The organism is Exiguobacterium sp. PFWT01 (assembly GCF_018255795.1).
Classification (GTDB): domain Bacteria; phylum Bacillota; class Bacilli; order Exiguobacteriales; family Exiguobacteriaceae; genus Exiguobacterium.
Genome location: NZ_CP073755.1, coordinates 1,363,291 through 1,390,094, shown reverse-complemented (window position 1 = coordinate 1,390,094; position 26,804 = coordinate 1,363,291). Strand labels below are relative to the sequence as shown.

Sequence of the window (26,804 nt, the reverse complement as noted above, 5' to 3'; positions counted from 1 at the left end):
CAACCACCTTTCCATCTCTCAAGGTCACCTTGCTGGAATTAGCACAGTATTTTGCAATCTGTTGCTGAAGCTTCATCGGGCCAGTCCCTCCGCTTCTCTTGATAGAAAGTGTCATTCGTTATGTAATTTTTGTATGTCCCTAAGTTAACCAGACATTCCCAACGGTGTCAAACATTTTTTTCAAGGTGAACATCTATTGAATCCTTTTCAAAAAACATTCATAGTAAAAGAGTAGAAAAATTATATTTGTATGAGGGGATAGAGCATTGGAGCTTAATCGTCAACTTATTTGGAAACTGAGTGTCATCGGACTGATCTTGCTCGTCTTATGGCGTGTCATCAGTGAACCGGATACCATCTCACGTGTCTTACAATACACGTTTCAGTTACTGACCCCCATCATCATGGGGATCGCCATCGCCTTGTTACTCAACACCGTACTCTCTTATATTGAAGAACGGTTCCACTTGAAGCGGTATCAAGGACTACTCATCGTCTATATCACGTTCATCGGCATCTTGGCGATTTCGGTCGTCACGTTGTTCCCGCGGATTTACTCGAGTCTGTCATCACTCATCAATGAGTTACCGGTTTATATCCGTCAAATCGACGTGTTTTTAGGTGAAGTGAACAATTACTTGAAAGACTATAACGCGACGATCGCCCAAGCGATTGATTTTGCGCGCTTCGAGGATCGTTACTCTGGATGGGTCGAGACGGCCGTCCTCTCTTCCGTTAGTTATGTCTCTAGTTTTACAATGACATTGATCAACTTCTTGATTGGGATTGTCATCTCCATCTATTTGTTAAAGGACAAAGAAGTCTTCGCTCGTATGTTCAAGCGTCTTCTCTATGCGCTATTACCCGTCGGCACTGCGAAGACGACAATCGATATCTTTCAAGAGATGGATTATATCTTTAAGCGATATATCATTGGGAAGTCGCTCGACTGTCTGATTATTGGAGTGCTAGCAGTCATCGGACTCTTGATCATCGGGGCCCCATATGCCCTACTTCTCGGAGTCATCGTCGGCGTCCTAAACTTCATCCCATATGTCGGACCGCTACTCGGGATGATCCCAGCGTTTATCATCACCTATTTTTATGACCCGTTCACCGCCGTCTTGGTACTCTTGTTCATCTTCTTGTTACAGCAGTTTGACGGATTGTGGCTCGGACCGAAGATTCTTGGGGATAGCGTCGGCATCACACCATTTTGGGTCATCACATCGATTATCATCGGAGGAAGCCTGTTCGGCCTCATCGGGATGTTCGTGAGCGTGCCGATCACGGCCATGATTCAAGTCGTCTTGTCTCGCCTCATCGATTATCGACTGAACCGAAAAAATCTAAACGAATTACTTTGATTCACCTCATAAATTTGTTGACACATTGAGGAAATGTGTCATACAGTTGAGGAGAAGAACACAATTAACAGAAAGGAGAGGTTCCCATGTCAGTAGTATCTTCGAAACCATTCACTCAAGTTCATACTGATTGGCAGGCACCTCTTCGATTGATTCATATCTAAGACGCCTGCCTATCGAGGCATGCATAAACAACGTGGGACGTCGTATGCCTTCATGCATATGACGTCCCTTTTGTGTCTAAAATTAAATAAAGCAGGTGACCTGTATGTTTCAATCACTCAAGCGGCTCGACCGCAACATTTGGATTCGTTTTTTAGGGGAAACGATTACGGGAATTATGATGTTCATGATTGCCCCATTCCTTCTTCTCTACTATAGTGACCAGTTAGATAGCTACCTTCAAGTCGGAATCATCATGGCGACTGGCCCGATCATGGCGCTCCTCGGTTCGATGATCGGAGGACGGCTAGCAGACCTGTATGGCCGAAAACCAATCATGATGATCGCCATCATTGGGGACGCACTTGCCCTCATCGGATTTGCGTTCGCCGACTCGTTCTGGCCGCTTCTTTTATTGAACGCGATGCTCGGACTGACGAACTCGCTCTTCCACCCTGCCGCAAGCGCGATGGTCGCCGATGTCACGGAGCCAGAGCATATGAACGAAGCGTTCGGACTTTTACGGATGGGACATAACATCGGCGCTGCATTCGGTCCACTTCTTGGTAGTGCGGTGCTGTTCATCGACCGCGAGCTCATCTTCTTTGCGGCGGCATTCGTCTTTGGACTATATGCGATTGCGCTCGGCACGTTCATACATGAGTCGTTGCCCGAGTTTACAGAAGATGAGACTCCGAGCAACCGGGAAGTGTTGCGCGTCTTTTATAACGATCGCGTGTTTCTCGTCTTCATCTTTGCGGGTATATTCATATCAATGGGATTCTCCGTCGTCGAGAGCATGCTACCACTCTTTTTAAAAGAATCGCTCCCGACGTATACCGCACAACAGAACCCATTCCCGTATCTGTTAGCACTGAATGGAATCATGGTAGTTCTTTTCCAGTTCCCGATTGCTTCAAAACTCGGGAACAAGCCGTTCGGTAAGGTCATGTTAGCAGGAGCGACCGTATTCGGTATCGGTATGATCTTGCTTGCGATTGTGCCTAGAGCCTTGTTCGCACTCGATACCCCTTACGTGCCACTCGTCGGGATCTTACTCGCCGTATATGCGTTTTATACGTTAGGTGAGATGATCATGTCCCCTGTTCAGCAGACATTCATCGCCTTGATTGCACCGGAGAATATGCGTGGTGCCTATAACGGTGCAGCGAGTATCCAATGGCTGATCGGCGGTGTCACGGCACCAATCATCGCAAGTGTCTTTTTTGACAATCGTGCCGGACACATCGCTTTGATCCTCATCGGTGGAGCGAGTTGTTTATCAGGCATCATCTATTGGCAGCTCGGACGTCATGTCCAAGCGACGGAAGCAAAGCAAAAGACGGCTTAACCGCTCATTGACCACACTCTCTGATTTCGGAAGTGTGGTCTTTTCATTCTTTTCATCTTTATTAAAATTTGAAATTATCATTCAATTCACTTTACAATCATAATAATCCTTTTTATGATAAAACGGTTAAGGAGGGATCTTTCATGGAAAGGATCGATAAACAGACAATCGTGGACAGTGTTCCACAAAAAGGCTTCTTCGGACAACCGAAAGGGTTGTTCACTTTATTCTTCACTGAGTTTTGGGAACGTTTCTCATACTATGGCATGCGGGCCATCCTCGTATTCTATATGTACTATGAAGTCTCTGAGGGAGGACTTGGTCTAGACCGAAACGTCGCACTCTCAATCATGTCCGTCTATGGCGCGCTCGTTTATATGTCTGGGGTCATTGGGGGATGGCTTGCAGACCGGATTTTCGGGACGTCTCGCGCGGTATTCTACGGTGGTGTGTTCATCATGCTCGGACACATCGTCCTCTCGATTCCAGGTAGTGTCGTCTTCTTGTTCATCTCGATGGCGTTGATTGTCATTGGTACCGGATTATTGAAACCAAACGTATCAAGTATCGTCGGAGACATGTACAGCGAGACGGATCGCCGTCGTGACGCTGGATTCAGTATCTTCTACATGGGTATCAACTTAGGTGCGTTCATTTCACCACTCATCGTCGGTCAAGTACAAAAAGACTATGGATTCCACTGGGGCTTTGCGCTCGCGGCAATCGGGATGTTCGTTGGACTCGTCGTCTTCGTATTGACACGAAAAACGAACCTCGGCTTAGCTGGTTCGTATGTACCGAATCCATTGACACCTGATGAGAAAAAGAAAACGATTAAAATCGTCAGCATCGTCACCATTGGAATCGCTGTTTTACTCGCAATCTTGATTCCACTTGGATGGTTCACGATCAATACGTTCATCTCACTCGTCGGAGTGTTCGGTATCGCGATTCCGACCATCTACTTCATTATCATGTATCGTAGTCCGAAAACGACTGAGGTCGAGCGTTCGCGAATCATCGCCTACATTCCGCTCTTCATCGCCTCCGTCATGTTCTGGGCAATCCAAGAGCAAGGCGCAACGATTTTAGCGAGCTATGCCGATACACGGACTGACTTAGAGTTCTTTGGATTCACGTTGTCACCAGCGTGGTTCCAATCACTGAACCCACTGTTCATCATCTTACTGGCACCGGTCTTCGCTTGGTTATGGGTCCGACTTGGTGACCGCGAACCGAGCATTCCGACGAAGTTTGCTTTCGGGATCTTATTTGCCGGAATCAGTTTCTTGGTCATCCTGCTCCCAGCATACTTCAGTGGTCCGGATGCCCTCGTCAGCCCACTCTGGCTCGTCTTGAGCTATTTCATCGTCGTTTTAGGAGAACTCAGTTTGTCACCGGTCGGTTTGTCGGCCACGACAAAACTCGCACCAGCTGCCTTCTCGGCTCAAACGATGTCGCTCTGGTTCTTATCAAACGCTGCTGCACAAGGGATCAACGCACAGCTCGTCAAGTTCTACACACCTGAGAATGAGACGCTATACTTCGGGATTATCGGTGGCGTCGCCATCGTCTTAAGTTTGATTCTGTTCGCACTCGCACCAAAAATCAAAGTGTACATGCGTGGAATCCATTAATCATCAAAAACGCCAGCCGATTGAATCGGCTGGCGTCATTTTTATTTTCGCACTTGAATGAGTGACAAGTAGCGATCGATCATATTGTGGTTAAAGTAATCATGGAAGTTGTCTTGTTTCAGTGATTGAATCGATTCATGGAATGTCGCAGGCAGTGATGCGATTCCTTGGCTCTCGATTTGCTTCGCTGAATACTCGAACAAGTCATCCTCATTCGGTGAAGACGGGACGAGCTGTTGTTCGATTCCTTCAAGTCCGGCATAGATGAGCGCGGCAAGTGCCAAATATGGGTTCGCACTCGGGTCAGGGTTCCGAACCTCGACACGGGTCGCACTCCCACGAGAAGCCGGGATTCGAATCATCGAACTACGGTTCGACGGGCTCCAGCAAATGTTGACGGGTGCCTCGAATCCAGGAACGAGACGCTCGTATGATTCAGGTAGCGGATTCGTGAAGATTGCCGTGGCACGGGCATGCTTCAAGATTCCCTCGATGAAATGACGTGCTGTCTTCGACAATCCGTAATCCGAATCGACTTCGTCGAACGCGTTGGTCGTCGGATTTCCGGACTCATCATTCTTCCAGACAGAGATGTTCAAGTGCATGCCAGAACCGTTCACATCACGCAACGGTTTCGGTAAGAATGAGACGGATGCCCCTTTCTCTTTTGCCGCAATCTTGACGATTTCTTTGAAGAACTGAATGTTATCCGCTGTATGGAGTGCGTCATCATACTTGATGCCAATCTCATGTTGCGCAGGGGCGACCTCATGGTGCACTGCCTCAATGTTGAACCCGACACCGCTCAAACGATTCGCGATGTGCTGTCGCACTTCATATCCTTTATCCTCTGAACGTGTCGAGAAATATCCGGCCTCGTCATAAAATTCCCCGTTCTCGTCAAAGATGAAGAATTCTGGCTCTGCCCCGACGAATACCGAGTAGCCATCACGTGCTGCACGTTCGAGTGCATCCTTCAATACATTACGTGGGTCGTATTCATATCGCTCTCCCTCCGGAGTACATACATCACAGAAGAATGCCAAAATATTTTCCTCGCCGTCTTGCTCATACCGTGGACGATCTAAATCCGGTCTCAAGAATAAGTCGGAGTTTTTGATGGAAGAGAACCCGTTGATCGAAGAACCGTCAAACATCGTTTTTCCTTCAAAGACTTCTGGCAACAGTTTTGCCGAAAGCGTCAAGAGCTTTAAATCACCGAGTACATCCGAGAAGTATAGATGGATTTGGGTGATGTTTTTCTCTTGTACCGTTTTCTCAATATCTTGTTGCTTCTTTTTTACGTCATCCTTGTCTGTTCCGAATAGATTTGCCATGATTCGTTAAAACCTCACTTCAATGGATTTGACAGGCAAGCTGTCGTTACGCACCTTTCGTACGCTTCTCTATAGTTCATAACCGAGTTCAATTTTTTCTAAACATGGAATTTTACGAGAGGCAAAGTGGCTACATGCGACAAGAGTTGATATGATGGGTAAAGAATGTCACAGAGAGGGAGAACGCGATTGTATATTTTTATGACTGGTGGAACAGGATTTTTAGGAGGGCGACTCGCCAAAGAATTGATTCAGCGGGGGCATCGCGTCTGCATGTTGGCTCGAACACCGGAGAAAGTGAATGCACAATTCACCGCAGAAGAACAGAAGTCGATTGATGTGTTACCAGGCGATTTGACGTCACACGCACTCGGTGCGAATGAAGCGTTCATCGAGACACATAGAGGGAAAATTGATTTATTCCTACACATGGCAGCACTCGTCAAATTCGATGAAGAATTGCGCGATGAATTGTTCGAGACCAATTTGACCGGGACGAAAGAGGCCCTTCGCTTGACCAAGCTGATTGACTGCCGTCGCTTTTTCCACGTGAGTACGGCCTATACACTCGGCGCTAAGGAAGTTGGCGGGGAAACACTGTACGACGTGTCGCAATCTTTTTTGAATCCGTATGAAGAAAGCAAGGCACACGCCGAGCAGGCGGTCTGGGAGTCACGGGATGAGCTTGATGTGTCAATCTTCCGACCGGCCATCATCGTCGGAGACTCGAAAACAGGAGAGGCTGACTCAAAATTTACGATGTACGGATATATGCGTGCTCTCGAACTGTTCAAACGGAAATTGGAACGACGTGGGCATGACTTCGAGTCGATTCGATTGATTGGCTCAGCGACAGGTACATCAAACCTTGTCCCTGTCGATTATGTCGCGGATGTACTCCTCGCTGCCATCGAGCATGCGAAGGCAGGTACAATCTATAACGTGACAAACGACGCACCACCAATAAATGAAACGATGCTCGAATATATGAAAGAGTCGTTAGCATTCCCGCATTTAACGATCACGGAGACACCGACCTCGACACTCAGCTCAGTCGAACAGTCGTTCAACGATATGGTGAAAGTGTTCAATCCGTATTTGAACCGGGATATCACGTTCCGTGACGACAACACGAAGCAATTGCTACAGGATGCCGGATTCGCTCCGCTCCGTCTCGATCAAAAATCGTTACGTCGCATCGTGAATGCCTATTACAAAGCAAAATAAAAAATGGACTGATTTTTCCGGTCCATTTTTTATTTATCGCAAACGAGTACGATTTTACCGCCTTTGATTTCACGTTCGAGTGAATCTACCATCTCTTTTGTGAGGCCAAGACTCTCCATCTGTTCCATGCGATCTTCTGAATTGCTCGTGAATTTTGAGAGCAATGACTCGAACATTCCTTTTTCCGGAATTCGATATGGTTGTACCCCGGACTCTGCTGCCAATCGAACGGTCAATTCCTCATCTTTGGCGAACAAATAGATATGCTCATTCACACATCCGCCTGACACCATCTCATTCACTTCATGGTCCACCGTCGTCATATCATTCACTACTCTTGTCTCTAACATGCCCCATCCTCCTAAACGTTCACAGTCATGGTTTTCACTGTTTTTGTTATTCCCGAAAAATGAGGTGATAAACATACAATCAATCCCTTTCTTCGTTCGTGATTCATTCTTCGATGTCGAAATGATGCACGATTCCCTTGATGCGATCATGTTCCCCTTCCATTTGAGTCTGCCCCTCTAATCGAGCGATCACTACGAACTGGGAATCGACAGTGCGGATACGAGATATGCGATATCCGGCTTGTTGTAACAATCCGGCGATAATCTCGATTTTCTCTCTCTCACCTGAACGGAATGTATGCATCCATCCCACCTCTTTCTATTTCACTTCTTATACATGCTATCATATCGTTTCTGACGTGTGATGCTATACTATGAATAGAGAAAAGGAGTGAGTTCTGTGCCAAAACAAGACTTGAATACAATCATGCTTGAATATTTGAATGAAAAAGAAGATTATGAAGCGTTTGCCACAAAGCTGAAAGCACTCCTCAGTGAATTGTTGACAGAAGCCGGCATCCAGTTTCATTCAATCGTTGCCCGTGCCAAAGAAGCGGACAGTCTATATGCCAAACTTTCACGCAAACCTTATCAATATCGTTCATTACGAGACGTGCAAGACTTGGCCGGGATACGGATTGTGACGTATTTTCATGACGACGTACGAGCCGTCGCTCAAATCTTGGAAGATGAATTTACCATCGACCGTGAACAGTCCATCGACAAGTCAACGTTGCTCGACTCCAATGAGTTCGGATATCTGTCAGTCCATTATGTCGTGGAATTAAGTGAGAAGCGACTTGCGCTCGGTGAATATCGCCGTTTCGCAGAAAAAGAAGCGGAAATTCAAGTCCGCTCGATCCTACAACATGCATGGGCCGAGATTGAACACGACCTCGGTTACAAAAATCCGAATGCCGTTCCTCCTGAAATCAAACGTAGTTTCAGCCGCGTCGCCGGCCTCTTGGAGATTGCCGACTCCGAGTTCGTGAACATTCGAAAACAGTTGCGAACATTCGAACAGGAGACAGTCGAACAGATTCTCGACTCTCCTGAAAAAGTGGCCATTACCCGAGATAATCTCAACTATTATATTGCGAATGATCAAACGGTCGAGAAATTAGACAACGCGATTTTCCAGAGCGAATGGCTGCTCGAGACGGATCTCTCTGCCATCGTCGAGTTGACGAGAATGTTCCATTACGCCGATATCCGAACCTTCAAAGATTTGAATGACACACTGTCCACTTACTATACTCAAGCCGTCCAATGCGCAACCTTGTTGCCATCTTCTCTATTACCAAGACAAGGCATGGGTGTCGTCTATGCCGTTCTCGCTAAACTGTTAGCGGAAGGCGACGATCCGCAGATTGAATTTTTCTTTAGACGGTTCTATCCGGACTTGAAACATTATGAAGACATCATTCAGCAAATTCGGGCAAAAGACGAGCCCCTATAACTTTACAGACAACATGTTTTTAATGTAGAATGTTTCTATGTTCTGAAGTATATATGAATAATATTATTGCTAGGAGGTAGTTTCGAGGATGACAACACCCGTACAGACCGCTTCACGTCGACAGCTCGTCGCAGACGCTGAACGTGGAATCCGGATGAACTATCGTGGAGTGAAAAAAAATCTCCGTTCGATGTTCTCACAGTATTTAACCCGAAATGAATTCTTCATTCTACGTTCTCTTTGTCAACAGAGTCCTCAAATCGCCTCTGCTCTGTCAAATGAGTTTCAATTTTCAGCTTCGATGATCACTGCGCTTGCCGATGAATTGACGAAAAAAGGGTTGATTTCTCGCGAACGCAGCGAGCGTGACCGCCGAGTTGTTGAACTTCAGGCAACGGATGAAGGTCGTGAGTTGTTTGAGACGTTAGAGAGCATGAAGATTGAATATTTGATGGATGTCTTCACAGATTTTTCAGATGAAGAACTCATTTTACTCTCAAAATTATTAGATCGTATGGATGCTTAATCCGACTATACCCTTCACCTTAACGGTGAAGGGCTATTTTTTGCGAAAAAAAGAGATGCGACCCATCGGTCAGCATCTCTTCATCTTTACGTTTCAATCAAGTGTGCCGTGACCACGATCCGGTCCCGATACCCAAGGTTTTCGTCATACGGTCCTGCACAAGTGATCAATTGAATCCGCTTTGACTGAGTCGCCGCAAAAATGGAGGCGAGCGGCACTTGGTCGAGGCGATACTGTTTCACACTGACCACTTCATACGTTGCGACCTGGTCTTTCCGGTGGAGCGTCACCAGTTCTCCAATTGGAAGTTGATCCAGATTCGCAAAAATAGCTGGACCATTCAGGTCATCGAGATGACCTGATAGGACGACATTCCCCGTTGCGCCTGCTTTGGCTCCATATTGATACCAACCGACATGATTCACGTCAGACGGTGTAGCCATTCTTCCAACCTCATCCTTGCCGACCGCTTCAATGGATGTATCAACATCGATTGAAGGTATGACCAGCCGGGCAGGGACGAAACTGTTCGAATGAAACGTTTGTCGATCGACCTGCTTTGAAGTCAATACCTGTGGTTCGGCAAATTCAGCCGTTGGCATCACGAACGGTTTGTCAGGAGCTTCCGCTTGAGCGCCCCATACGAGAAATGTGATCGTTCCTAAGAAAATCAGTTTAAGCGTCTTGCTTCTGACGACGAAAGACGTAGAATCCAGCTGCTGCCGCTCCAACTACTGCTGCCGCGAGCAACCAGTTCATTGAAGCTGTTTGAGCAAGACCACCTTGTCCTGTTTCAGGAGCCATTGCCATTTCCCCACCATCAGCGGCGAGAAGGACTTCAAACGCTGGTTCTCCTTCAAGGAGTCCGATTGCGAATGCTGTATAGTTTTTGCCACCTTCGAGTGCGACACCGTCAAGTGCTTTGACGACGTCAGTCGCTCCAGCCGGGCGGACTTCAAGGTCATACGTTCCAGCATCGAGTGTGCCATAATCACTTACTGCTTTGAACTCGAGGTTTGAGAAGAGTGGGTCGCCACCTTTAGGTGCGACATCAACCGCTGGTGCATCTGGTGCGAAGTGAGCGACACGTACTTTCGATTTACCATCTTCGAAGTTTGCATCGTCTTCCATTGCGGCGATTTCGATGTTTTCAAGTTGACCGATCGCAGCGGCTGTATAGAACTTGCCTGCCTCGATTGAGAGGTCTGCTGCGACGACGACTGTTTCAGCGTCACCTGCCGGCTTGATTTCAACGTTGTAATCCCCTGCAGGAAGTGTCAAGTAGTCTGTGAGATCCTTGAATTCTGCTCCCTCGACCGCGACTTCCCCATCAACGTACACGTCAACTGCCGGTGCATCAGGTGAAGCATGTAGCACACGGACCATCGCATTTTCATGTCCATCCGCGCTAACCGGTAAGACGAAAGCGAAAGCCAGTGCTAGAGTACCCAGTAAAGACATCAACTTCTTCATGTGAAATTTCCTCCTTTTGATCTTTGGTAACCCACGACGTGCATACAACAAATGTGATGCAGTGCTACATGGTGTGCTACATCTGATTGCTATGTAGCTCGGTGACATCTTAAACTTAAGACAATCCGACAATGACGTAAAGGGGACACTATGCCCTGAATGTGCTCCGATATGCTAACGGACGAAAGCGTTACCTTTACATAAAATGTAGTTCCCTTCCACCCAAATATAAAACCACTCAGTCTGCGACTAAGTGGTTTTGTTTGCCCATTCGATATCATTGACAAAGACGGCATCGACTTGAAGCGCTAAACAACGCTCCAGTTGGTGTTGTGTTTTAATCGTATATGGTCTGATTGGAATCCCTCGATGTTGCAAGGAGCGTACTTCTTCGTCTGTAATGCGATCGATGTGCGGATGGACCGAATCCGCTCCGACTAATCGAAGATATCCTGAAATGTCATAAAGCGGCTGTGCAAGCAGAATGGCCGCCTCGATATCCGGTCGCATCTGTTTCAATCGGTGAATGGTTTCGTGATTGAATGAGGAAAAGAGGATGCGGGACGCATGAATCCCGGCGGACTCGATCGTATCGATGATGCGAGATTCAATTCCTTCATATCGTAGGACATCCGTCTTCACCTCTAAGTTCAAAATGACCGATTCATCATTCACAAGGTCGAACAGCTCCTCGAGCGTAGGGATGTGTTCTTCTAGACCATGACGTACTCCAGCATTAAACTGTCTGAGCTCATCATAGGTATAGAGTGAAACTTGTCCTCTTCCGTCAGTCGTCCGCTCGAGCGTCTCGTCATGGATGAGAACGAGGACACCGTCCTTTGTCATGTGAACATCCGTCTCGATTCCGTCTGCCCCGGCCTCGAGTGCGAGCTTGAATGCCGACATCGTATTCTCCGGCCGATGTGCCATCACGCCACGATGTGCAAATCGTTTCATTTGGCAACTGTCTGATATTTTTTGGTCAAATATCGAACGAGTGGTTGGACCGAAATGGCTTGACCTGTCACTTGTTGAATGAGTTCGTTCGGTGTGAGACGTTTTCCATATTGATGAACGTTCTCCTGTAGCCACACTTTGATCGGTTCGATTTCACCTTCTGCAATCAACGTCTCAAATTCCGGAAGAGCTGATTTCAACGTTTCCGTCAATTGGGCCGCATAAATCAACCCGAGGGCATAGCTTGGGAAGTATCCGAATGAACCGCCTGCCCAATGGACGTCTTGAAGGACTCCTTTGGCATTTGACGGAACATCGAGTCCGAGATATTCTTTATACTTTTCATTCCATGCCGCAGGAAGCTCATCGACGGACAACGTACCTTGGATAAGTGCCTTCTCGAGCTCATAGCGGATGATGATGTGTAGACTGTATGTCAATTCGTCAGCCTCGATCCGAATCAGAGATGGTTTCGCTTCATTCACACCTCGATAGAAAGTGTCGAAGTCGATCGCAGCGTATGCAGGATGAAGCGATTGTAGTTTCGGATAGACGCGATGCAAGAACGCTTCGCTTCGTCCGATGAAGTTCTCAAAGAAGAGCGACTGGGACTCATGAATCCCCATCGAAGCACCGCCACCTAGTCCGAGTTCATCGAGCATCGGGTCGATTTGCTGCTCATACGTCGCGTGCCCCGCTTCATGCATCGTACCGAACAGTGCATTTCTGAAATCTGCTTCATCATACTTCGTCGTAATCCGGACGTCGCGGCGGTTGATGGTGATTTCGAACGGATGCACTGTCGCATCCAATCGACCACGTGATAAATCGTAAGCGACGACATTCATCCAGTCATGACAAATGGTTTCTTGGACATCCGCCGGCATCGACCAGTCCATAAAGAGCGATTCTTTTGGGAGCTGCTGGATGAGAGGAACAAGTTCGTCTCGGAGCGAGGCGAACAATTCGTCTAAAAGTTCGACCGTCATGCCTGGCTCAAAGTCATAAAGCAATGCGTCGTACGGATGTTTCTCATAGCCGAAATATTCCGCAAATTTTTGCTGGAATTCGATAATCTGTTTAAGGTATGGAGCGAACATGTCCCAGTCGTCCTGTTCTTTCGCCTTTTCCCATGCCGTCTCGGCTTCCGATACGAGTGTTACATATGCTTGATATTCATTGTGTGGAATCTTGGCATTCCGTTCGTATTGCGTCTTCGCGATTGCAAGTGACCGCGCCTCGACGTCAGATAAATCCTTTTCATCTGCCATCCGTTCTAGTAATGAAGCGAACGACTCACTCGTCTGTCGTTTGAATGCCTCAGTCGATAAATAACCGATCGTTTCTGCCCGAAGCGGTGCCGACTGTTCCGGCATTTGTGTTCGCATGTCCCAATACAAGAGCGAGATCGCCTCGTCGAAGGCACGCAGTTGCTTAAAATGTTCACGCCATTCTTTTGTAACTTCCATCTGTCTTTCACCCCTATGTGTTATTCTGTTCCCTTTCTACTTTATTATAGATGTCAACCTTTGCCTACACCAGTTTACAAATCTTCTCGCTTGCTGTAGGAAAGTGGTTTTGTTGCAGGACCCTCTAATACAGTCCCTTTTGCATCGAAACGAGAGCCGTGGCATGGACAATCCCATGATCGCTCGGCATTGTTCCATTTCACTGTACAACCGAGGTGCGTACAGGTCAGGTTGACGACATGGCACTTGTTATCCAAATCTCGATAAACGCCCTTGGTCTTCCCATCAACTTGCACGACCCCTCCCTCGTCTAGCTGCAGGTCTTGTACATCATTTCGTTCAAGTAGCCGATTTACTGTCCCTTTCGTGAATTGAGCGGCAGTATCTAAGTTTGTTTTGAGAAATGCGCTGATATCATTAGGTTTAACCGTTTGACGAAGCGGTGAGACCAGCTCAACGAATCGGTTCGCATGACCTGTGAGTTGGTCCGCGAGCAAGGTGCCAGCAGCGATTCCGTTCGTCATCCCCCATTTCGAAAATCCAGTCGCCACAAAGAGATCTGGTTCTCTCTTGAACATTTGCCCTACGTAAGGAAGTCCATCTAAGGTGATAAGATCTTGGGACGACCACCTATGAGATGCCCGATGCGTTCCAAAATGTGCCTGTGCGTCATTCTCCAATCGATCATATCGTAGACGCGTATCTGTGACTTGCCCAGCGGTATGCCCCTCACCTCCAACTAGTAAATAGCTTTTTCCGTTTTCACTATAGGATCGAAACGAGCGATTTTGCTGTCCAACCTCTAAATACATCCCTCTGAGTGGTCGACTCTCCACTTCGCAGGCAACGATATACGATCTTTCGATTGAAAACTTCGACACGTACAACCCGCGCAGGTCATTGAATGGATAGTGGGTCGCAATCACGACTTGATTTCCCTGTACCCTTCTACCGTTAGATGTAGTGACTACTGGACGTGGTCCCTGACTCACTTCCGTCGCTCTAGAATTTTCATAAATCTTTCCTCCGAGACGAACAAAACGTTCCGCTAATTCACGTAAGTATTTCACGGGATGGAATTGAGCTTGGTCATGGATCACCAACGCCTGCTCGATCGAGAACGGGAGAGCCTTTCTCACTTCTTCCGTCGCTTCTCCCCCGTCAATCTTTAAGCGACGATACGCATCCAGTTCTTTCGTAAGTTCTTCGTTCGGTTCCCTAGAATAAAGAAACGATTGTTCATTCGAGTGATCGCAGTCAAACCCTTCTTCGATTTGATTTTTCAAATAGACGAGCGCTTCTGAGTTGAACTCGTAATATAAACGCGCGATGGATTCATCAAAATGACCAATCAGCTTATGATAAATCGTCCCATGTTGAACGGAACATTTTGCCGTCGTATGTCCCGTCGTCCCATGTCCAATCTCTAACGCTTCTAAAAGCGTCACTTGCCTCCCTCGTTTTTGGAGTTCATAGGCGCAGACGAGTCCGGCAATCCCTGCCCCGATGACGACGACTTCGGTCGATTCCGATACGGAAAGGGATGGGTACGGCGTCCCAGTATCATGTTGACGCCAAATGGAGTTCGTGAACGGATAACGATGCATGACGCATTCTCCTCTCAAAAAGTGACATCTTTACTCTTATACCCGAAACACAATTCTTTCACCGCCGATCAATCATTGACCTAGTTCTTTATTTTCTCAGCGAAAAAAAAGAGCGTTTTCTATTATGTTTATAGAGTAACCAAAAAAGGAGGGACTTTTGTTGACCCGTAGAAGGAGACACCGAAGAAGAACGTACATTATGCGAAGAATGATTGCCGCAGTCGTGTTGCTCGGAATCATCGCACTGATCCCGACGTTGGTCGGATTTAAACAAGATAAAGAGGCAATCACACCAGCAGAGGCTTCCACGCCAAAGGTCGAACCGATGAAGCAAGGCCCGGTTTTTCCGGAGATCGATATGGGTTCATGGCGGCCGAGTGAGGCGACATTGCTTTCAAATGAAGAAATCCCTGTCGGCGCGTTGACCTTCGTCAATGTGACCAACCAAGAGATATTAATCGATAAAAATGCCAATGACCGTGTATTTCCAGCCAGTACGACCAAATTGATGACAGCACTTCTCGCCTATGAAAAGGCGTCTGCAGCGAATGAGCTCGACCAGCCGATCATCACGATCCAACAGTCGACACTCGACATTCCATGGGACAGCCACATCGCACATCTTGCCATCGGAGATACATTGACAGTCCGGCAAGCGCTTTACGCCACGCTACTCGAATCTGGAAACGATGCTGCGAACAGCCTTGCAGAATACACGAGCGGGTCGACCGAGGCCTTCGTTCAATTGATGAATGATCGAGCAAAGGTTTTAGGATTGACTGGAACGCATTTCGTAAATGCGCATGGCTATTCGGATCCGAATCATTATACGACGGCGAACGACATGGCTAAAATCGCCTTCGCATTCAGTACATACCCGGAGTTGATTGAAATTGCCGGGACTTATGAATTTAAAGCCGAATTTAAAGATAAAGACGGTAACGGCAAACGTCGTTGGTGGTATCACCTCGGTTCATCGGTTAATGAACGAAGTGTCAACTACTCCAAGTTTGTGACCGCCACGAAGACGGGTTATACGGACGAATCCGGATATACGATGGTATTCATCATGAAACATAATAGCGAAACTTATATCTTGGTTACGATGCAGGCAAAGTCTGGACAAACATTCCCGACGATGCGACTCGTTGAAGAAAAAGCATTCAAATAAAGAAGTAAAGAGCATTCAAAGATGCTCTTTTTCTTATGATTATAAATATGTTTTCTGAAAATTTTCCCATAAATATTACATTCATGTTACACAGGAAAGTCCCTAGCATTTCAAATATTCAGAATATTTAAACTTTTTATCTGAAAATTTTAGCCTTCATCCGTTGGTATAATGGGCTTTAGAGCCGTTTTTATGAAAAAGTGTCAGTTTGCAATCATTTCAAAGGTTCTGTAAGGTAAAGCACAAGTTCGCATTTTCAACTTTTGTTTTTAACTGTGTGATGTCTTCACACAATCGCGAACGAGTTGATTAAATAGATCTTTTAACTTAATAGGAGGTAATTCAATGCTATGGCAAGAATGGGTATCCATCGCGCTTTATCTCGTGATGATGCTTCTTATCGGATACGTTGCGTATAAACGAACGACCGATTCATCAGATTATATGTTAGGTGGCCGTAAAATGGGGCCAGGCGTTACAGCCATGTCAGCCGGAGCTTCGGATATGAGTGGTTGGATGTTAATGGGGTTACCGGGTGCAATGTATGCAACTGGACTATCAGCAATTTGGTTAGCCGTTGGATTGGTCATCGGAGCTTACTTGAACTACTTGTTAGTTGCTCCACGACTTCGCGTCTTCACAGAGATGGCGAACGATTCGATTACGATTCCAGACTTCTTAGAGAATCGGTTCCGAGATCACTCGAACTGGCTACGGATCCTTTCTGCATCCGTCATCATCATCTTCTTCACGTTCTACACGTCAGCTGGACTTGTATCCGGCGGGAAGTTGTTTGAAAGCTCATTCGGATTAAACTATCAGACAGGTGTTATCGTCACAATTAGTGTCGTGATCTTGTACACCCTCTTCGGTGGGTTCACGGCAGTAAGTTGGACGGACTTTGCACAAGGTGTCATCATGTTCTTGGCACTTGTACTTGTACCACTTGTCGCTTTAACAGATATCGGTGGAGTAGACACTGCTGTCAACTCTGCAACGACAATTAATGCCGATTTGTTCGACCTCTTTAAAGGAACGACGACACTCGGGATTATCGGTCTCCTCGCTTGGGGACTTGGTTACTTCGGTCAACCACATATCATCGTTCGCTTTATGGCAATCCGTGATGTGAAATCATTGAAAACGGCTCGTCGAATCGGGATGAGTTGGATGACCGTGTCAATCATCGGTGCTGTCATGACTGGATTGGCAGGTATCGCTTATTTTCGTGGACAAGGAAATCCACTCGGGGACCCGGAAACAGTCTTCATTCGATTCTCTGAAGTCTTGTTCCACCCGTTCATCACAGGTTTCTTATTGGCTGCCATCCTTGCGGCGGTCATGTCGACGGTATCGTCACAGTTGCTCGTCACGTCATCTGCGTTGACAGAAGACTTCTATCGTAAGTTCTTCAACAAAGATGCAAGTGAGAAGACGATGGTCCTTGCCGGACGTGTTGGTGTCTTGCTTGTCGGAGTTGTAGCGACGCTCATGTCACTCAATCCATCAAGCACAATCCTCACACTCGTCGGATATGCATGGGCTGGATTCGGTTCTGCATTTGGACCAGCCATCCTCTTGTCACTTTACTGGAGCAAGATGACACGTCAAGGTGCCCTCGCTGGTATCCTCGTCGGTGCCATCACCGTCATTGTCTGGATCGTCACTGGACTTTCGACAGTCCTTTATGAGATGGTCCCTGGCTTCTTCCTAAGTATGTTGGCAATCGTACTTGTCAGTAACTTTACTAGCCAGAAAGAACAAAAACGTATCAACCGTGAATTCGGTGAAATGGAAGCTGAATTGGCAGCTGCGAAAAAAGAGTAACGATTCACACAAAAACTCGGTTCCTTATCAAGGGACCGAGTTTTTGCTTTACATCGGTGCTGCAATTAACCAAACACGAATCACGAACGGTACGAGAACCAACACGAGCATCGCATTCCGCATCCACCGATTTCGATTCCAATAATACGCCATCAATACGAACGGATGCAGTGCGACCAATTCGTATGGATTGAACCAAAACCATGTAATAACCAGTACGATTAAAAAGTACAATACTGATTTTTCTTTCGACGTCCGGTATTCACGCCACATATCATAGGCGCCTTTAAAGAATGCGATAAAAGTCGCAATCCAGAATACGATAACAATCACATTATCAAATCCACTAAACAACTGAGTAACCACCTTTTAGGAAGGATTTTCTACATAAAAACCGCCCCAGTAAATATGACGGTACGTAAACTCTTTTCCACTTTCTACAGTAATCACAATTTCATCTTCCGTCAACACGAGGACGTGAACCGGTACTTCACCTTGTCGAAGCATCGGACTAAATAGTTGAAACTGCTTGTTCAACCATTTTCGTTCTGAAAAGTTTTGATAGTGATGTAGAGAAAGCATCGGATGGCTCAAGTATGCTGCACCTACTATAGCGACAGCAATCGGTGGCGCACCGATTTCCATCATGAACGAGAAGACGAGAACAAGTGATAGCAATCCGTAACCGAACTCTACTAATTCCATGAGAGATGCCCGACTGGCTATCACATACTGAATTACACGAAACATGAGATACAAGATGATACTGACAATCAAGTACTCAGAGAATGGCGAATGGCGGAACGAGACGTCTAAATAGAACAAGACAGGTAACAGTAGGATCCATTTCCACAGATGTAAGGCGAGGTAAAACAATGATTGATCGATGAAACGACGATTGTGTACGAGCCGTTGCATATCCATGTTTCCCACCTCCGCTTAGATGATGTGACCTTACGTTACCATTCCCTATTCTTTCGAATGATAACTAGCAATTACACGTCTAACGAAGTTTTTCTTTCCTCTCAATTAACGTCGCATTCAACAGCCCTCCGAGCAAGATGACAGAGGCAGCAAGATAAAACCAAATCAACAAGACGATGAACGCACCGAGTTGACCGTAAAACTGTTCATAGTTTGCAAATTGTGAATAATAACTAAACACATTCGAAACAAGTAGTATCCCGACTGTCGCAAAAGCAGCTCCAGCCCAACTATTTTTAAATGTTCCGGACACACTTGGCAACCACTTATATACAAATACGAATACAGTGAATAGAAGACCTGTTCCGATGATCCATCTGAAGTAAAACCAAATCTGCGCATATGTCGTGACAATCTCATCGATGAACAACACGTATGAAGAGATTTCTCGAAGTGCCGTCTCAATCACAGGGACGAGCAATGAAAATGGCAACACAAACATGAGCGCCAAGGTGATGGCGATATCCTGTAAGACGCCCCTCCAGAAGGCTTTATTGCGAACGGCCCGGTAGGCATCGTTCAATGCTCGAACGAGAGATTGTACGGCCATCGATGAGATCCAGAGTGCCGGTAAGATACTGAATGATGCCAATTTTAATTTGGAGTTGTCGAATACGGCTTCAATGTTTCCTTCTAATAGCTTGTAACTCGCTTCAGGCATAATGAGTGATAATGCTTGAATCACATCGCCACTCGTAAACGGCAAAAATCCGACAATCCCTAATACGAATAATAGGAACGGGAACGTGGATAGAATGAAATAATAGGCCAACATGGCCGCTTGATCAAAAAATCGTTCCGTAAAAAATCGCTTGACGATTGTCAAAAATACTTGTTTCATTGTTGCTCTCTACTTTCTTTGGATAAAATAATTGCGGTATTTGAAATAAAAAATTTAAAATGAAGAGGAAACCCCTGATGCCAGGGGCGTTCCATTGATTGATGATCCTTTAACTGATTTCTTCTTTTTTCGTTTCCCACGCTTCAATGTGCTCTTTACCAGGAAGATCGACATCATCTTTAAAGAATTCTGGGTCTCTTCCTTCTTTCTTTTGGACCATATAGTCATCGAGGAGCGTCTTGGCAACTTTACTCAATCGGAAGATCGCATACATGTTGACGAGTGCCATCAGCCCCATAAAGATGTCGGCAATCGACCAGACCAGTCCCGCCGATCGTACTGACCCGAACATGACCATCCCGACAACGGCAATCCGATAGATAATCAAATATCGCTTCTTCTCAGAAATGAACTCGATATTCGTCTCCCCATAATAATAATTGGCCAAAATCGAACTGAAGGCAAAAAGTAAGATGGCGATTGTCATGAGTGTCGTCGCAATCGGTCCGATTTCGACGAGAAGCGCCTCTTGGGCAAGTTCAATCCCCTGGAATGCTTCAGAGCCTTCGACACCTGAGATGAGGACAATCATCGCCGTTGCGGTACAGATGAACAATGTGTCCACAAACACACTGAGCGATTGAATCAATCCTTGTTTGACCGGGTGACTGACTTCAGCGGTAGCTGCGGCATTCGGGGCAGACCCCATCCCTGCCTCGTTCGAGAACAGACCTCGTCGAATGCCTTGGAGGACGGCTGCACCGACCGCACCACCGAACAACTGTTGGAAACCGAGGACACCTTCTGAGAAGATGGCCGAGAACACTTGTGGCACGACATCAAGATTCGTCAGGACGACCCACATGGCTAATAAGATATAGCCGCCGGCCATGATTGGTACGATGATTCCCGACAAGGTCGAGATGGAACGAATCCCACCGAAGATGACGATAGCGGTGACAACGGATAAGATGATGCCGACCCAGAGGGTATCAATCTCTAATACGTTATTCACGGAGAGTGCGATTGTATTCGCCTGCACGGAGTTGAAGGCAAAACCGAAGGCGAACGTAATCAAAATGGCAAATACGATGCCTAACCAGCGTGCACCGAGAGCCCGTTCAATATAGTACGCCGGACCACCGCGCCACGCCTTGCCGTCATGCACTTTATACACCTGGGCGAGCGTACTTTCAACAAACGCCGACGCTGCTCCAATCAAGGCGATGAGCCACATCCAAAATACGGCGCCAGGTCCGCCTAAGGCGATTGCTGTCGATACACCGGCGATGTTCCCCGTACCGACCCGGGCCGCCGTTCCGATGGCGAATGCTTGGAAAGATGAGACCTGTCCTTTCTCATGCTTGTTTCCTTTCACGAATAAAAGTTTAAACATTTCCGGTAACAATCGAAATTGAACGAACCCCATCCGAATCGTAAAATAAAGACCTCCTGCAATCAATACGAAGATGAGAAGGTACGACCATAAATAGTCATTGATTTGCATAATCAGTTCACGAATCTCCAACGAAATCGCCTCCTTTTATCGAGTTTTTACCCGCTCTGAATCTGACAGAAACAGCGGGTTCATTGCACGTTTTTAAGAATCTCTTCACATAGACGATGTGTCTCTAAACTATCCTCAGCTAGGACTGACTTGTTCGCTTCCCCATTTAACAGTTTGATAAAGTCATCAATCAAGTCGATAAACCCTCGACGCTTTAAATTGGACTCCCACGGGTCGAGCGACCATTCCCTCACACCGTTTCGTCCATAGTCTGTAATCCGCTCCACATCGCGTGTGACCCGCTTCACGGTCGGTGACATGACCTCCATCACTTCTTCGGTACAACCGTTGTCTCGGTTCATCCAACCGATTGCTTCGATTCCCCCTGCCATGAAATGAATCATCACTTGTTTCAGCACATCCCCTTCAAACCGTGGTGTCACGCGCAACCGCTCGACAGGCTGAAGATCGGTCAAATAACGGAGCGTATCGACGACATGCACGAAATCCTCGATCACAAATTCGCGGAGCGTTGCCGGTTTATACGTTCTGTTCTTTTGAATGAAGACCATATTTTTTTCTTCAATTTGTTTGAGTGCCTGCGTGGCCGTCGCAAATCGGCGATTGAAGCCCGTGACGAGATGGACACCTTTCTCGTTAGCGAGTGCGACGAGTCGCTCCGTCTCTTCAAGAGTGAACGTGATCGGTTTGTCGATGAAGACATGCTTCCCTTGCCGTAGACAATACTCGGCTTGCTCATAGTGGACAGCTGTCGTCGAATGAATCATGACGGCATCGATTTCTGTCATCGGCACGGCGTCGAGCTCCGTATATCCTCCTTTAAAACGATAGGTCGAGATGACTTCGTGTAACTTTTGTTCATCTCTAGAGACGAGATACACATCGACGTCCTTTAATCCAGCATATACTGGCAGATACGCTTTTTTTGCCACGTCACCTATGCCTACTACCAAAATATTCATCTACTCACTCCTCCAAAATTATGTAGAAAGCCCGAAGCGACTGCCTCGGGCTCACGTAATAGATACAATCTCAAAACTTGTAATCGGTTCACGAATCGCGTCAGATACAATCTGGTAAGCCGCATGTAGTTCTTCTTGATTATTTAAGTCCGGCACACGGTCCATTTCCACCTCGACCGTCCGAGTGTTTTGTTCTTTCACATGTAACTGATATTCGACGGTATACTTTTCCATCATCTGTCCCCCTCTAATTATACATATGTTATGTATAACCTGTTAGACGGATGATGAAACAAGTGAGTTTGCTCTAATAAAACAGAAAATGACCGCTCAGGTTAACGGTCATGGATTCATTATTCTGATTTCGGTTTCTCGTCACGGTCCGGACGTGGACGGCGCTTTCCGAAGTATTGATAATATTGCGTTTCGATATTTCCGTTGTACAACTTCCGACGCTTCGTCGCAGGGCGTCCGTATGCTTTCTCGAAGTCTTCATAACTAGTCAACATGTAGACGCTGTAACCAGGATATTTTGCATATTGTTCTCCGATCCGTTCGTACAAGTCGATGATTTCTTCTTCTGACTGAAGTCGTTCCCCATAAGGTGGGTTTCCGATGATGACTCCGTACTCTTCTTTCGGCTTCAGTGCGGCTGCGTCACTATGGACGAACGTGATCGCATCGCGGACGTCAGCGAGTTCCGCATTGTCTTTTGCGAGTTTGACCATCCGCGGATCGAGATCGATTCCATAGATTTTTAGCGGTTTATCCCACTCCGCTTTCTCGTTTGCTTCATTGATTGCCGCATACCAAGCTTTTTTCGGAATGCATGTCCAGTCTTGAGCGAAGTATTCACGGTTGATACCCGGCGCGATATTTCGTCCAATCATCGCCGCCTCGATGGCGAGCGTCCCAGAACCTGTGAACACATCATAAAACGGCATGTCCGGACGCCAGTTCGTCAATTGAATCATCGCTGCAGCCATCGTCTCTTTGAGTGGTGCTTGTGAATGAAGCTCACGGTAGCCACGACGATGGAGCGGACCGGACGTGTCGATCGTGATTGTCGCCATATCTTTCAATAGAGCGACTTCGATCGGGAATTTGGCGCCTGACTTCGGCAACCATTCCCCTTCTTTACGATAGCCGCGTTGCATCGCTTCAACAATCGCCTTCTCCGTGATTTTCTGACAGTCACGAATCGAGAACAGCTTCGATTTGACCGAGCGTCCGTCCACCGTGAACGCCGCGTCCCACGGCATGAGGTCGGTCCATGGTAACGCCACGACCCCGTCAAACAATTCTGTGAACGTTGTCGCCTTGAACTCGGCAACGACGAGCTTGACCCGGTCTGCTGTCCGTAACCACATGTTCAGACGTGGAATGTCTTCCATTTCAGCGTCGATATAAATTCGTCCATTCTCGACCTCGCACGTGTATCCTAAATCTCTTACTTCTTTTGCCACGAGTGCCTCGATTCCCATCGCTGCCGTCGCAATCAGTTTACGTTTTGCCATCTGTAATCGCCTTCCTTCTACATAAATATCTTTCAGTCATTTTGTAAGTTGTAAAAAAATCATGAAAAAAGGAGCTCAAGTATATGTGCTTGAACTCCTTGTCGTTGTCAGTTGAGACTATGTTGTCCTGTAAGCCATGTTCTGTACTCCGGTGCTCATAGCGGTCTCCCTGGCACGATGGAGTGACAATCATCTATCTGCGCACATCGGCGCCCTCCGTCCCGTTCGATTCCGGTCTGGAAGTTCCCCTACCATAGTTTGGGTTTCTCGCTCGTGGGGTTTACCTCGTTCCACTCTGAACGTTTCCGATCAGACTCCGTCACTGTGGCACTTTCAAGAAGCGTACACCATATCCGAGGACTTAGGTGTTTCTTCTGCCGTCAACTTGCGTTGCCTACACTTATCGTTTCGTGTAGCACGATCACTACAGCCATCACAGGCTGTGCGAGCATGGACTTTCCTCAAGACTTGCGTCCCGCGATTGTCCAGACCTCATAGTCACTTCAACCATTGTAGCTGAAATTTGAACGGTTGACAACTTAAATTCGAAACTTGATTTTACGTTCAGTCAGCGCTAAAATAAGGCGTGTTCATTGAATAAGGAGGGATTTTGATGCATCAGGATGCAAAAAACGGTTGGATTCAACGTCTGACTTATGTAATAGAAATCGATGACATTAAAGTGCTCCACCCGAACAACGGCGTGTTCGCCTTCTACCGAAATAATCGTCTCGTCCGAGGGTTTGAACCGTTCGATATCAAGGCACCGAACGAACTCTCGAAACGACCTTATCATTTTGACCATCACAATTTAGCACATCTCGAGGAGCGCTTCCCGGACGCCATTCCAGTGTTCGATGAAGCGCATGAGACGCGTCGCGCTTGGAGCGACCGCGTCCGAGTCGGCCTTTGCGAGATCATCCGAGATGGGAAACTCAGTTTCGAGCATATTGATGACCAAGGTAACGTATTAGAAGCGAGTATCCGTTGGTGTGGAGAAGCCATCACCATCGATTAAATAGAAGAAGCCGTCTCTCCCCTAGGAGAAGGCGGCTTTTTGTCTTATAAGGTCTCTGTTACCGGGGGCTCGTCTTCAATGATTGGTAGCTCGTAAGATGTCGTCACTACTTTTTCACGAAGGTCCGTCGGCTTCAGAATGACGGTCAACTTTTCCGCCGTATCCCCTCTTACCGGGAATGTCCCAGCGATGTGGAGCGCTTCGTATAAGACCTTCCCATTTGAATCAAGTACCGTGACCGTCCCTTTTCGTGTCGTATGAATCGTGAACGTCCCTTCCTCCGACACCTTCACAGAAACTGCCGTCTTCAATGTGTTGACATAATCGATCGTTCGGCTCGTGTAGCGCTTATGTTTTCCGTCCGTTACTTGACCGACGATGCGGTATTGTCCGCTCGGTAGCCAATCCCCACTCGAATACATTGTGAACGACCGATTTGGAGTAAGTGTCTTAATTTTCTTGTTCCCTTGATACAGTGTGAAGGAAGATTTCAAGTTCGAATGGTTCATAACACTCAACTTGACATCATTCACGTATCGGCTCTTCCACACCGAAGGGGCAGAGATATGAATCGGGCGAGCCGTCGCTTCTAATAGTTTCATTGTATTCAATTCCGTATAGGACTTGCCGGACGCTCGAGGCATCTTCGCAATTAACTGGTCGATCTCACTTGGTGTCAAATAAGCGTTGATCGATTTGACGAGCGCGAGACTCGCCGTGACCATCGGTGCCGCCATTGACGTCCCGTCCATATAGATAAAACGGTTGTTGACCCCGAGCGAGAGGATGTTCACACCTGGCGCCACGATTTTGACGCGATCGTCCATATTGCTAAAGCTCGCGAGACGATGTCTAGAATCGATTGCACCGACCGCGATTACTTCTTTCATGTTCGCGGGAAAATTAATCGTTTGTTTTCGATCATTTCCAGATGATGCGACGATAATGACCCCTTTCGCCCTTGCCCGTTTGATTGATGAGGCTAAACGACTATCATAATCATCCCCCCCCAAGCGAGAGGTTGATGATGTTCGCCCCTTTCGCCACAGCCGTATCCACGGCATTAGCGACCGTCCAAGAGTCCGTTTTATCTTTATTCACCCCGTAAAACACATTATAGAAGTGATAGCGGACGTTCGGCGCGAGTCCTGCAATCCCAAAGCGGTTATGTTTCCCGGCCATGATCCCGGCGGTATGCGTACCATGAATATCCGCAGTATACGGACCTTTCATGGAATTGACGACACGAGGAACGTTCTTCAAATCCGTATGGTTCCGGTCAGCTGACGAGTCAATCAGCGCCACAACGATATCACTTGCGCCTCTCGTCTTACTCCAGGCCAAATCCGTACCGATTTGCTTCACATAATATTGACTCGTGACTTGTGGTTCTGAAACGACGTAGCCATGTTTCTTAAGGATGACTGGCTTCGCAGCATCTACTCCCACCGGCAGTAAATTGGCAACCGCTGTCAAAAGGGCAAACTTTTTCATTCCTTCCGTTCCATTCCAAATTGATAAAGTGATTCCGTTATCTCAAACTTTGGATTAGATTTCCCTTTTTTTGAATAAAAAGTTGTCGACAAATTTACCAATAGCTTGGCTCATCCGGATGTAACATATCAAACTCGACAATCCGTCCAATCGTCAAGTACGTATAGTAGCGCGCCAGTTCCACCCGGCTTGGGTCGGGACGAAATCCTTCTAAGTCCTCTCCGAGCGGGGAGCCGTCAATGGTCTCAAACTGTTGGCAAAAAAAAGACTCGGTTTCGGCGTCCCAGACGATACGATCTCCGATATATCCGCTTCCGAAGCGGATGTAATCGATGATGGACGGAACGATGACTTCTGCCGGCAGGCGTTCGCTCATCCGACCGACGAGCTCATATCGCAAACGATCTGCCTGATCGGCTTCATCGAGGGAGGCACATTTAAGTACTTCTTTATTGATTTCAATCAATACAACATAATCCCCTGGTTCAATGGAGAGCTTCATCGCCTCACCTCACTTTTCATACCTTCATCCGATTCTCT

At 47.0% G+C, this 26,804-nt stretch carries 27 protein-coding genes, 1 other RNA gene and 1 riboswitch; of the genes, 9 read left to right on the top strand and 19 right to left on the bottom strand.

Annotated elements, in window-relative coordinates; all coding sequences use genetic code 11:
- Positions 1-8: 8 nt before the first annotated feature.
- A riboswitch (SAM riboswitch) is annotated at positions 9-108 on the bottom strand.
- 158 nt (positions 109-266) lie between these two features.
- From KD909_RS07210 to KD909_RS07200, 3 genes are all read left to right on the top strand, one after another.
- Complete coding sequence (locus KD909_RS07210; protein ID WP_012726349.1) at positions 267-1,367, top strand: AI-2E family transporter; 1,101 nt, start codon at positions 267-269, stop codon at positions 1,365-1,367.
- Positions 1,368-1,635: 268 nt separating this feature from the next.
- Positions 1,636-2,880 carry an MDR family MFS transporter gene (locus KD909_RS07205; RefSeq protein WP_211782800.1) on the top strand — a complete coding sequence of 415 codons (1,245 nt, stop codon included), beginning with the start codon at positions 1,636-1,638 and terminating at the stop codon, positions 2,878-2,880.
- 143 nt (positions 2,881-3,023) lie between these two features.
- Positions 3,024-4,517 carry a peptide MFS transporter gene (locus KD909_RS07200; RefSeq protein ID WP_012726351.1) on the top strand — a complete coding sequence of 498 codons (1,494 nt, stop codon included), beginning with the start codon at positions 3,024-3,026 and terminating at the stop codon, positions 4,515-4,517.
- 41 nt (positions 4,518-4,558) lie between these two features.
- Here the strand turns inward: KD909_RS07200 and KD909_RS07195 are convergent, their stop codons facing one another.
- Positions 4,559-5,854: a glutamine synthetase family protein gene (locus KD909_RS07195; protein WP_012726352.1), complete on the bottom strand. Its 1,296-nt coding sequence runs from the start codon at positions 5,852-5,854 to the stop codon at positions 4,559-4,561.
- A gap of 189 nt (positions 5,855-6,043) precedes the next feature.
- On the opposite strand from KD909_RS07195, the gene KD909_RS07190 reads away from it, so the two are divergent.
- Entirely contained in the window at positions 6,044-7,081 is a 1,038-nt protein-coding gene (locus KD909_RS07190) for an SDR family oxidoreductase (RefSeq protein WP_211782799.1), read from the top strand.
- Between the two features lie 29 nt (positions 7,082-7,110).
- Here the strand turns inward: KD909_RS07190 and KD909_RS07185 are convergent, their stop codons facing one another.
- Together KD909_RS07185 and KD909_RS07180 are read right to left on the bottom strand one after the other, a co-directional pair.
- Positions 7,111-7,431, bottom strand: a complete 321-nt coding sequence (locus KD909_RS07185; RefSeq protein ID WP_211782798.1) for a YflT domain-containing protein — start codon at positions 7,429-7,431, stop codon at positions 7,111-7,113.
- Between the two features lie 103 nt (positions 7,432-7,534).
- Positions 7,535-7,735 (bottom strand): hypothetical protein, encoded by a 201-nt coding sequence (locus tag KD909_RS07180; protein ID WP_211782797.1) that lies wholly within the window; start codon positions 7,733-7,735, stop codon positions 7,535-7,537.
- A gap of 96 nt (positions 7,736-7,831) precedes the next feature.
- On the opposite strand from KD909_RS07180, the gene KD909_RS07175 reads away from it, so the two are divergent.
- Positions 7,832-8,890, top strand: a complete 1,059-nt coding sequence (locus KD909_RS07175) for a GTP pyrophosphokinase (protein WP_240499823.1) — start codon at positions 7,832-7,834, stop codon at positions 8,888-8,890.
- Positions 8,891-8,978: 88 nt separating this feature from the next.
- Positions 8,979-9,416: a MarR family winged helix-turn-helix transcriptional regulator gene (locus tag KD909_RS07170; RefSeq protein WP_211782796.1), complete on the top strand. Its 438-nt coding sequence runs from the start codon at positions 8,979-8,981 to the stop codon at positions 9,414-9,416.
- An 86-nt stretch (positions 9,417-9,502) separates the two neighbouring features.
- Here the strand turns inward: KD909_RS07170 and KD909_RS07165 are convergent, their stop codons facing one another.
- From KD909_RS07165 to KD909_RS07145, 5 genes are all read right to left on the bottom strand, one after another.
- Positions 9,503-10,147 (bottom strand): class F sortase, encoded by a 645-nt coding sequence (locus KD909_RS07165; RefSeq protein ID WP_249199097.1) that lies wholly within the window; start codon positions 10,145-10,147, stop codon positions 9,503-9,505.
- Positions 10,092-10,889 carry a DUF4397 domain-containing protein gene (locus KD909_RS07160; RefSeq protein ID WP_012726359.1) on the bottom strand — a complete coding sequence of 266 codons (798 nt, stop codon included), beginning with the start codon at positions 10,887-10,889 and terminating at the stop codon, positions 10,092-10,094. The genes KD909_RS07165 and KD909_RS07160 overlap by 56 nt, the downstream gene beginning before the upstream one ends.
- A gap of 249 nt (positions 10,890-11,138) precedes the next feature.
- The gene (locus KD909_RS07155; protein ID WP_211782795.1) at positions 11,139-11,846 is read right to left on the bottom strand and encodes a glycerophosphodiester phosphodiesterase; all 708 of its coding nucleotides are present in this window, start codon (positions 11,844-11,846) and stop codon (positions 11,139-11,141) included.
- The gene (locus KD909_RS07150) at positions 11,843-13,315 is read right to left on the bottom strand and encodes a carboxypeptidase M32 (RefSeq protein ID WP_211782794.1); all 1,473 of its coding nucleotides are present in this window, start codon (positions 13,313-13,315) and stop codon (positions 11,843-11,845) included. Before KD909_RS07150 ends, KD909_RS07155 begins: the two co-directional genes overlap by 4 nt.
- Positions 13,316-13,389: 74 nt before the next feature.
- Positions 13,390-14,922 (bottom strand): FAD-dependent oxidoreductase, encoded by a 1,533-nt coding sequence (locus tag KD909_RS07145; RefSeq protein WP_211782793.1) that lies wholly within the window; start codon positions 14,920-14,922, stop codon positions 13,390-13,392.
- A 199-nt stretch (positions 14,923-15,121) separates the two neighbouring features.
- On the opposite strand from KD909_RS07145, the gene KD909_RS07140 reads away from it, so the two are divergent.
- Positions 15,122-16,093, top strand: coding sequence for a D-alanyl-D-alanine carboxypeptidase family protein (locus KD909_RS07140; RefSeq protein ID WP_249199096.1), 972 nt, complete (start codon positions 15,122-15,124; stop codon positions 16,091-16,093).
- Between the two features lie 345 nt (positions 16,094-16,438).
- Positions 16,439-17,920, top strand: coding sequence for a sodium/proline symporter PutP (putP, locus tag KD909_RS07135; protein ID WP_211782791.1), 1,482 nt, complete (start codon positions 16,439-16,441; stop codon positions 17,918-17,920).
- A 48-nt stretch (positions 17,921-17,968) separates the two neighbouring features.
- Here putP and KD909_RS07130 read toward each other — a convergent pair whose 3' ends face one another.
- From KD909_RS07130 to rnpB, 8 genes are all read right to left on the bottom strand, one after another.
- Positions 17,969-18,274, bottom strand: a complete 306-nt coding sequence (locus tag KD909_RS07130) for a hypothetical protein (protein ID WP_211782790.1) — start codon at positions 18,272-18,274, stop codon at positions 17,969-17,971.
- Positions 18,275-18,289: 15 nt separating this feature from the next.
- Positions 18,290-18,844, bottom strand: a complete 555-nt coding sequence (locus KD909_RS07125; RefSeq protein ID WP_012726366.1) for a hypothetical protein — start codon at positions 18,842-18,844, stop codon at positions 18,290-18,292.
- Positions 18,845-18,923: 79 nt separating this feature from the next.
- Complete coding sequence (locus KD909_RS07120) at positions 18,924-19,745, bottom strand: YihY/virulence factor BrkB family protein (RefSeq protein WP_196430760.1); 822 nt, start codon at positions 19,743-19,745, stop codon at positions 18,924-18,926.
- A gap of 109 nt (positions 19,746-19,854) precedes the next feature.
- Positions 19,855-21,273, bottom strand: a complete 1,419-nt coding sequence (locus tag KD909_RS07115) for an alanine/glycine:cation symporter family protein (protein ID WP_249199095.1) — start codon at positions 21,271-21,273, stop codon at positions 19,855-19,857.
- A gap of 59 nt (positions 21,274-21,332) precedes the next feature.
- Positions 21,333-22,235 (bottom strand): Gfo/Idh/MocA family protein, encoded by a 903-nt coding sequence (locus KD909_RS07110; protein WP_211782789.1) that lies wholly within the window; start codon positions 22,233-22,235, stop codon positions 21,333-21,335.
- Between the two features lie 51 nt (positions 22,236-22,286).
- A complete protein-coding gene (locus KD909_RS07105; protein WP_230872813.1) occupies positions 22,287-22,469 on the bottom strand; it encodes a hypothetical protein in 183 nt (60 codons plus the stop codon).
- Between the two features lie 119 nt (positions 22,470-22,588).
- On the bottom strand, positions 22,589-23,752 hold the full coding sequence (locus tag KD909_RS07100) for a THUMP domain-containing class I SAM-dependent RNA methyltransferase (RefSeq protein WP_211782788.1): 1,164 nt from the start codon (positions 23,750-23,752) through the stop codon (positions 22,589-22,591).
- A gap of 125 nt (positions 23,753-23,877) precedes the next feature.
- Positions 23,878-24,245: RNase P RNA component class B (gene rnpB / locus KD909_RS07095), an RNA gene on the bottom strand.
- Between the two features lie 120 nt (positions 24,246-24,365).
- On the opposite strand from rnpB, the gene KD909_RS07090 reads away from it, so the two are divergent.
- A complete protein-coding gene (locus KD909_RS07090) occupies positions 24,366-24,770 on the top strand; it encodes a hypothetical protein (protein ID WP_211782787.1) in 405 nt (134 codons plus the stop codon).
- A 44-nt stretch (positions 24,771-24,814) separates the two neighbouring features.
- Here the strand turns inward: KD909_RS07090 and KD909_RS07085 are convergent, their stop codons facing one another.
- From KD909_RS07085 to KD909_RS07080, 3 genes are all read right to left on the bottom strand, one after another.
- Positions 24,815-25,834, bottom strand: coding sequence for a S8 family peptidase (locus KD909_RS07085; RefSeq protein ID WP_371744414.1), 1,020 nt, complete (start codon positions 25,832-25,834; stop codon positions 24,815-24,817).
- Positions 25,770-26,264, bottom strand: coding sequence for a S8 family serine peptidase (locus KD909_RS15595; RefSeq protein ID WP_371744413.1), 495 nt, complete (start codon positions 26,262-26,264; stop codon positions 25,770-25,772). The genes KD909_RS07085 and KD909_RS15595 overlap by 65 nt, the downstream gene beginning before the upstream one ends.
- Before the next feature lie 94 nt (positions 26,265-26,358).
- Entirely contained in the window at positions 26,359-26,766 is a 408-nt protein-coding gene (locus KD909_RS07080) for a hypothetical protein (RefSeq protein ID WP_211782786.1), read from the bottom strand.
- Positions 26,767-26,804: the final 38 nt, after the last annotated feature.

Excerpts from the sequence above, each read along its gene's own strand:
- KD909_RS07125 (WP_012726366.1), bottom strand. The coding sequence starts at position 18,844 with ATGGATATGCAACGGCTCGTACACAATCGTCGTTTCATCGATCAATCA.
- KD909_RS07185 (WP_211782798.1), bottom strand. The coding sequence starts at position 7,431 with ATGTTAGAGACAAGAGTAGTGAATGATATGACGACGGTGGACCATGAA.
- KD909_RS07145 (WP_211782793.1), bottom strand. The coding sequence starts at position 14,922 with ATGCATCGTTATCCGTTCACGAACTCCATTTGGCGTCAACATGATACT.
- KD909_RS07105 (WP_230872813.1), bottom strand. The coding sequence starts at position 22,469 with ATGGAAAAGTATACCGTCGAATATCAGTTACATGTGAAAGAACAAAAC.
- KD909_RS07090 (WP_211782787.1), top strand. The coding sequence starts at position 24,366 with ATGCATCAGGATGCAAAAAACGGTTGGATTCAACGTCTGACTTATGTA.
- KD909_RS07120 (WP_196430760.1), bottom strand. The coding sequence starts at position 19,745 with ATGAAACAAGTATTTTTGACAATCGTCAAGCGATTTTTTACGGAACGA.
- KD909_RS07160 (WP_012726359.1), bottom strand. The coding sequence starts at position 10,889 with ATGAAGAAGTTGATGTCTTTACTGGGTACTCTAGCACTGGCTTTCGCT.
- KD909_RS07080 (WP_211782786.1), bottom strand. The coding sequence starts at position 26,766 with ATGAAGCTCTCCATTGAACCAGGGGATTATGTTGTATTGATTGAAATC.
- putP (WP_211782791.1), top strand. The coding sequence starts at position 16,439 with ATGCTATGGCAAGAATGGGTATCCATCGCGCTTTATCTCGTGATGATG.
- KD909_RS15595 (WP_371744413.1), bottom strand. The coding sequence starts at position 26,264 with ATGAAAAAGTTTGCCCTTTTGACAGCGGTTGCCAATTTACTGCCGGTG.
- KD909_RS07150 (WP_211782794.1), bottom strand. The coding sequence starts at position 13,315 with ATGGAAGTTACAAAAGAATGGCGTGAACATTTTAAGCAACTGCGTGCC.
- KD909_RS07155 (WP_211782795.1), bottom strand. The coding sequence starts at position 11,846 with ATGAAACGATTTGCACATCGTGGCGTGATGGCACATCGGCCGGAGAAT.
- KD909_RS07170 (WP_211782796.1), top strand. The coding sequence starts at position 8,979 with ATGACAACACCCGTACAGACCGCTTCACGTCGACAGCTCGTCGCAGAC.
- KD909_RS07110 (WP_211782789.1), bottom strand. The coding sequence starts at position 22,235 with ATGAATATTTTGGTAGTAGGCATAGGTGACGTGGCAAAAAAAGCGTAT.
- KD909_RS07205 (WP_211782800.1), top strand. The coding sequence starts at position 1,636 with ATGTTTCAATCACTCAAGCGGCTCGACCGCAACATTTGGATTCGTTTT.
- KD909_RS07085 (WP_371744414.1), bottom strand. The coding sequence starts at position 25,834 with ATGCCGTGGATACGGCTGTGGCGAAAGGGGCGAACATCATCAACCTCT.
- KD909_RS07200 (WP_012726351.1), top strand. The coding sequence starts at position 3,024 with ATGGAAAGGATCGATAAACAGACAATCGTGGACAGTGTTCCACAAAAA.
- KD909_RS07180 (WP_211782797.1), bottom strand. The coding sequence starts at position 7,735 with ATGCATACATTCCGTTCAGGTGAGAGAGAGAAAATCGAGATTATCGCC.
- KD909_RS07100 (WP_211782788.1), bottom strand. The coding sequence starts at position 23,752 with ATGGCAAAACGTAAACTGATTGCGACGGCAGCGATGGGAATCGAGGCA.
- KD909_RS07195 (WP_012726352.1), bottom strand. The coding sequence starts at position 5,854 with ATGGCAAATCTATTCGGAACAGACAAGGATGACGTAAAAAAGAAGCAA.
- KD909_RS07140 (WP_249199096.1), top strand. The coding sequence starts at position 15,122 with ATGCGAAGAATGATTGCCGCAGTCGTGTTGCTCGGAATCATCGCACTG.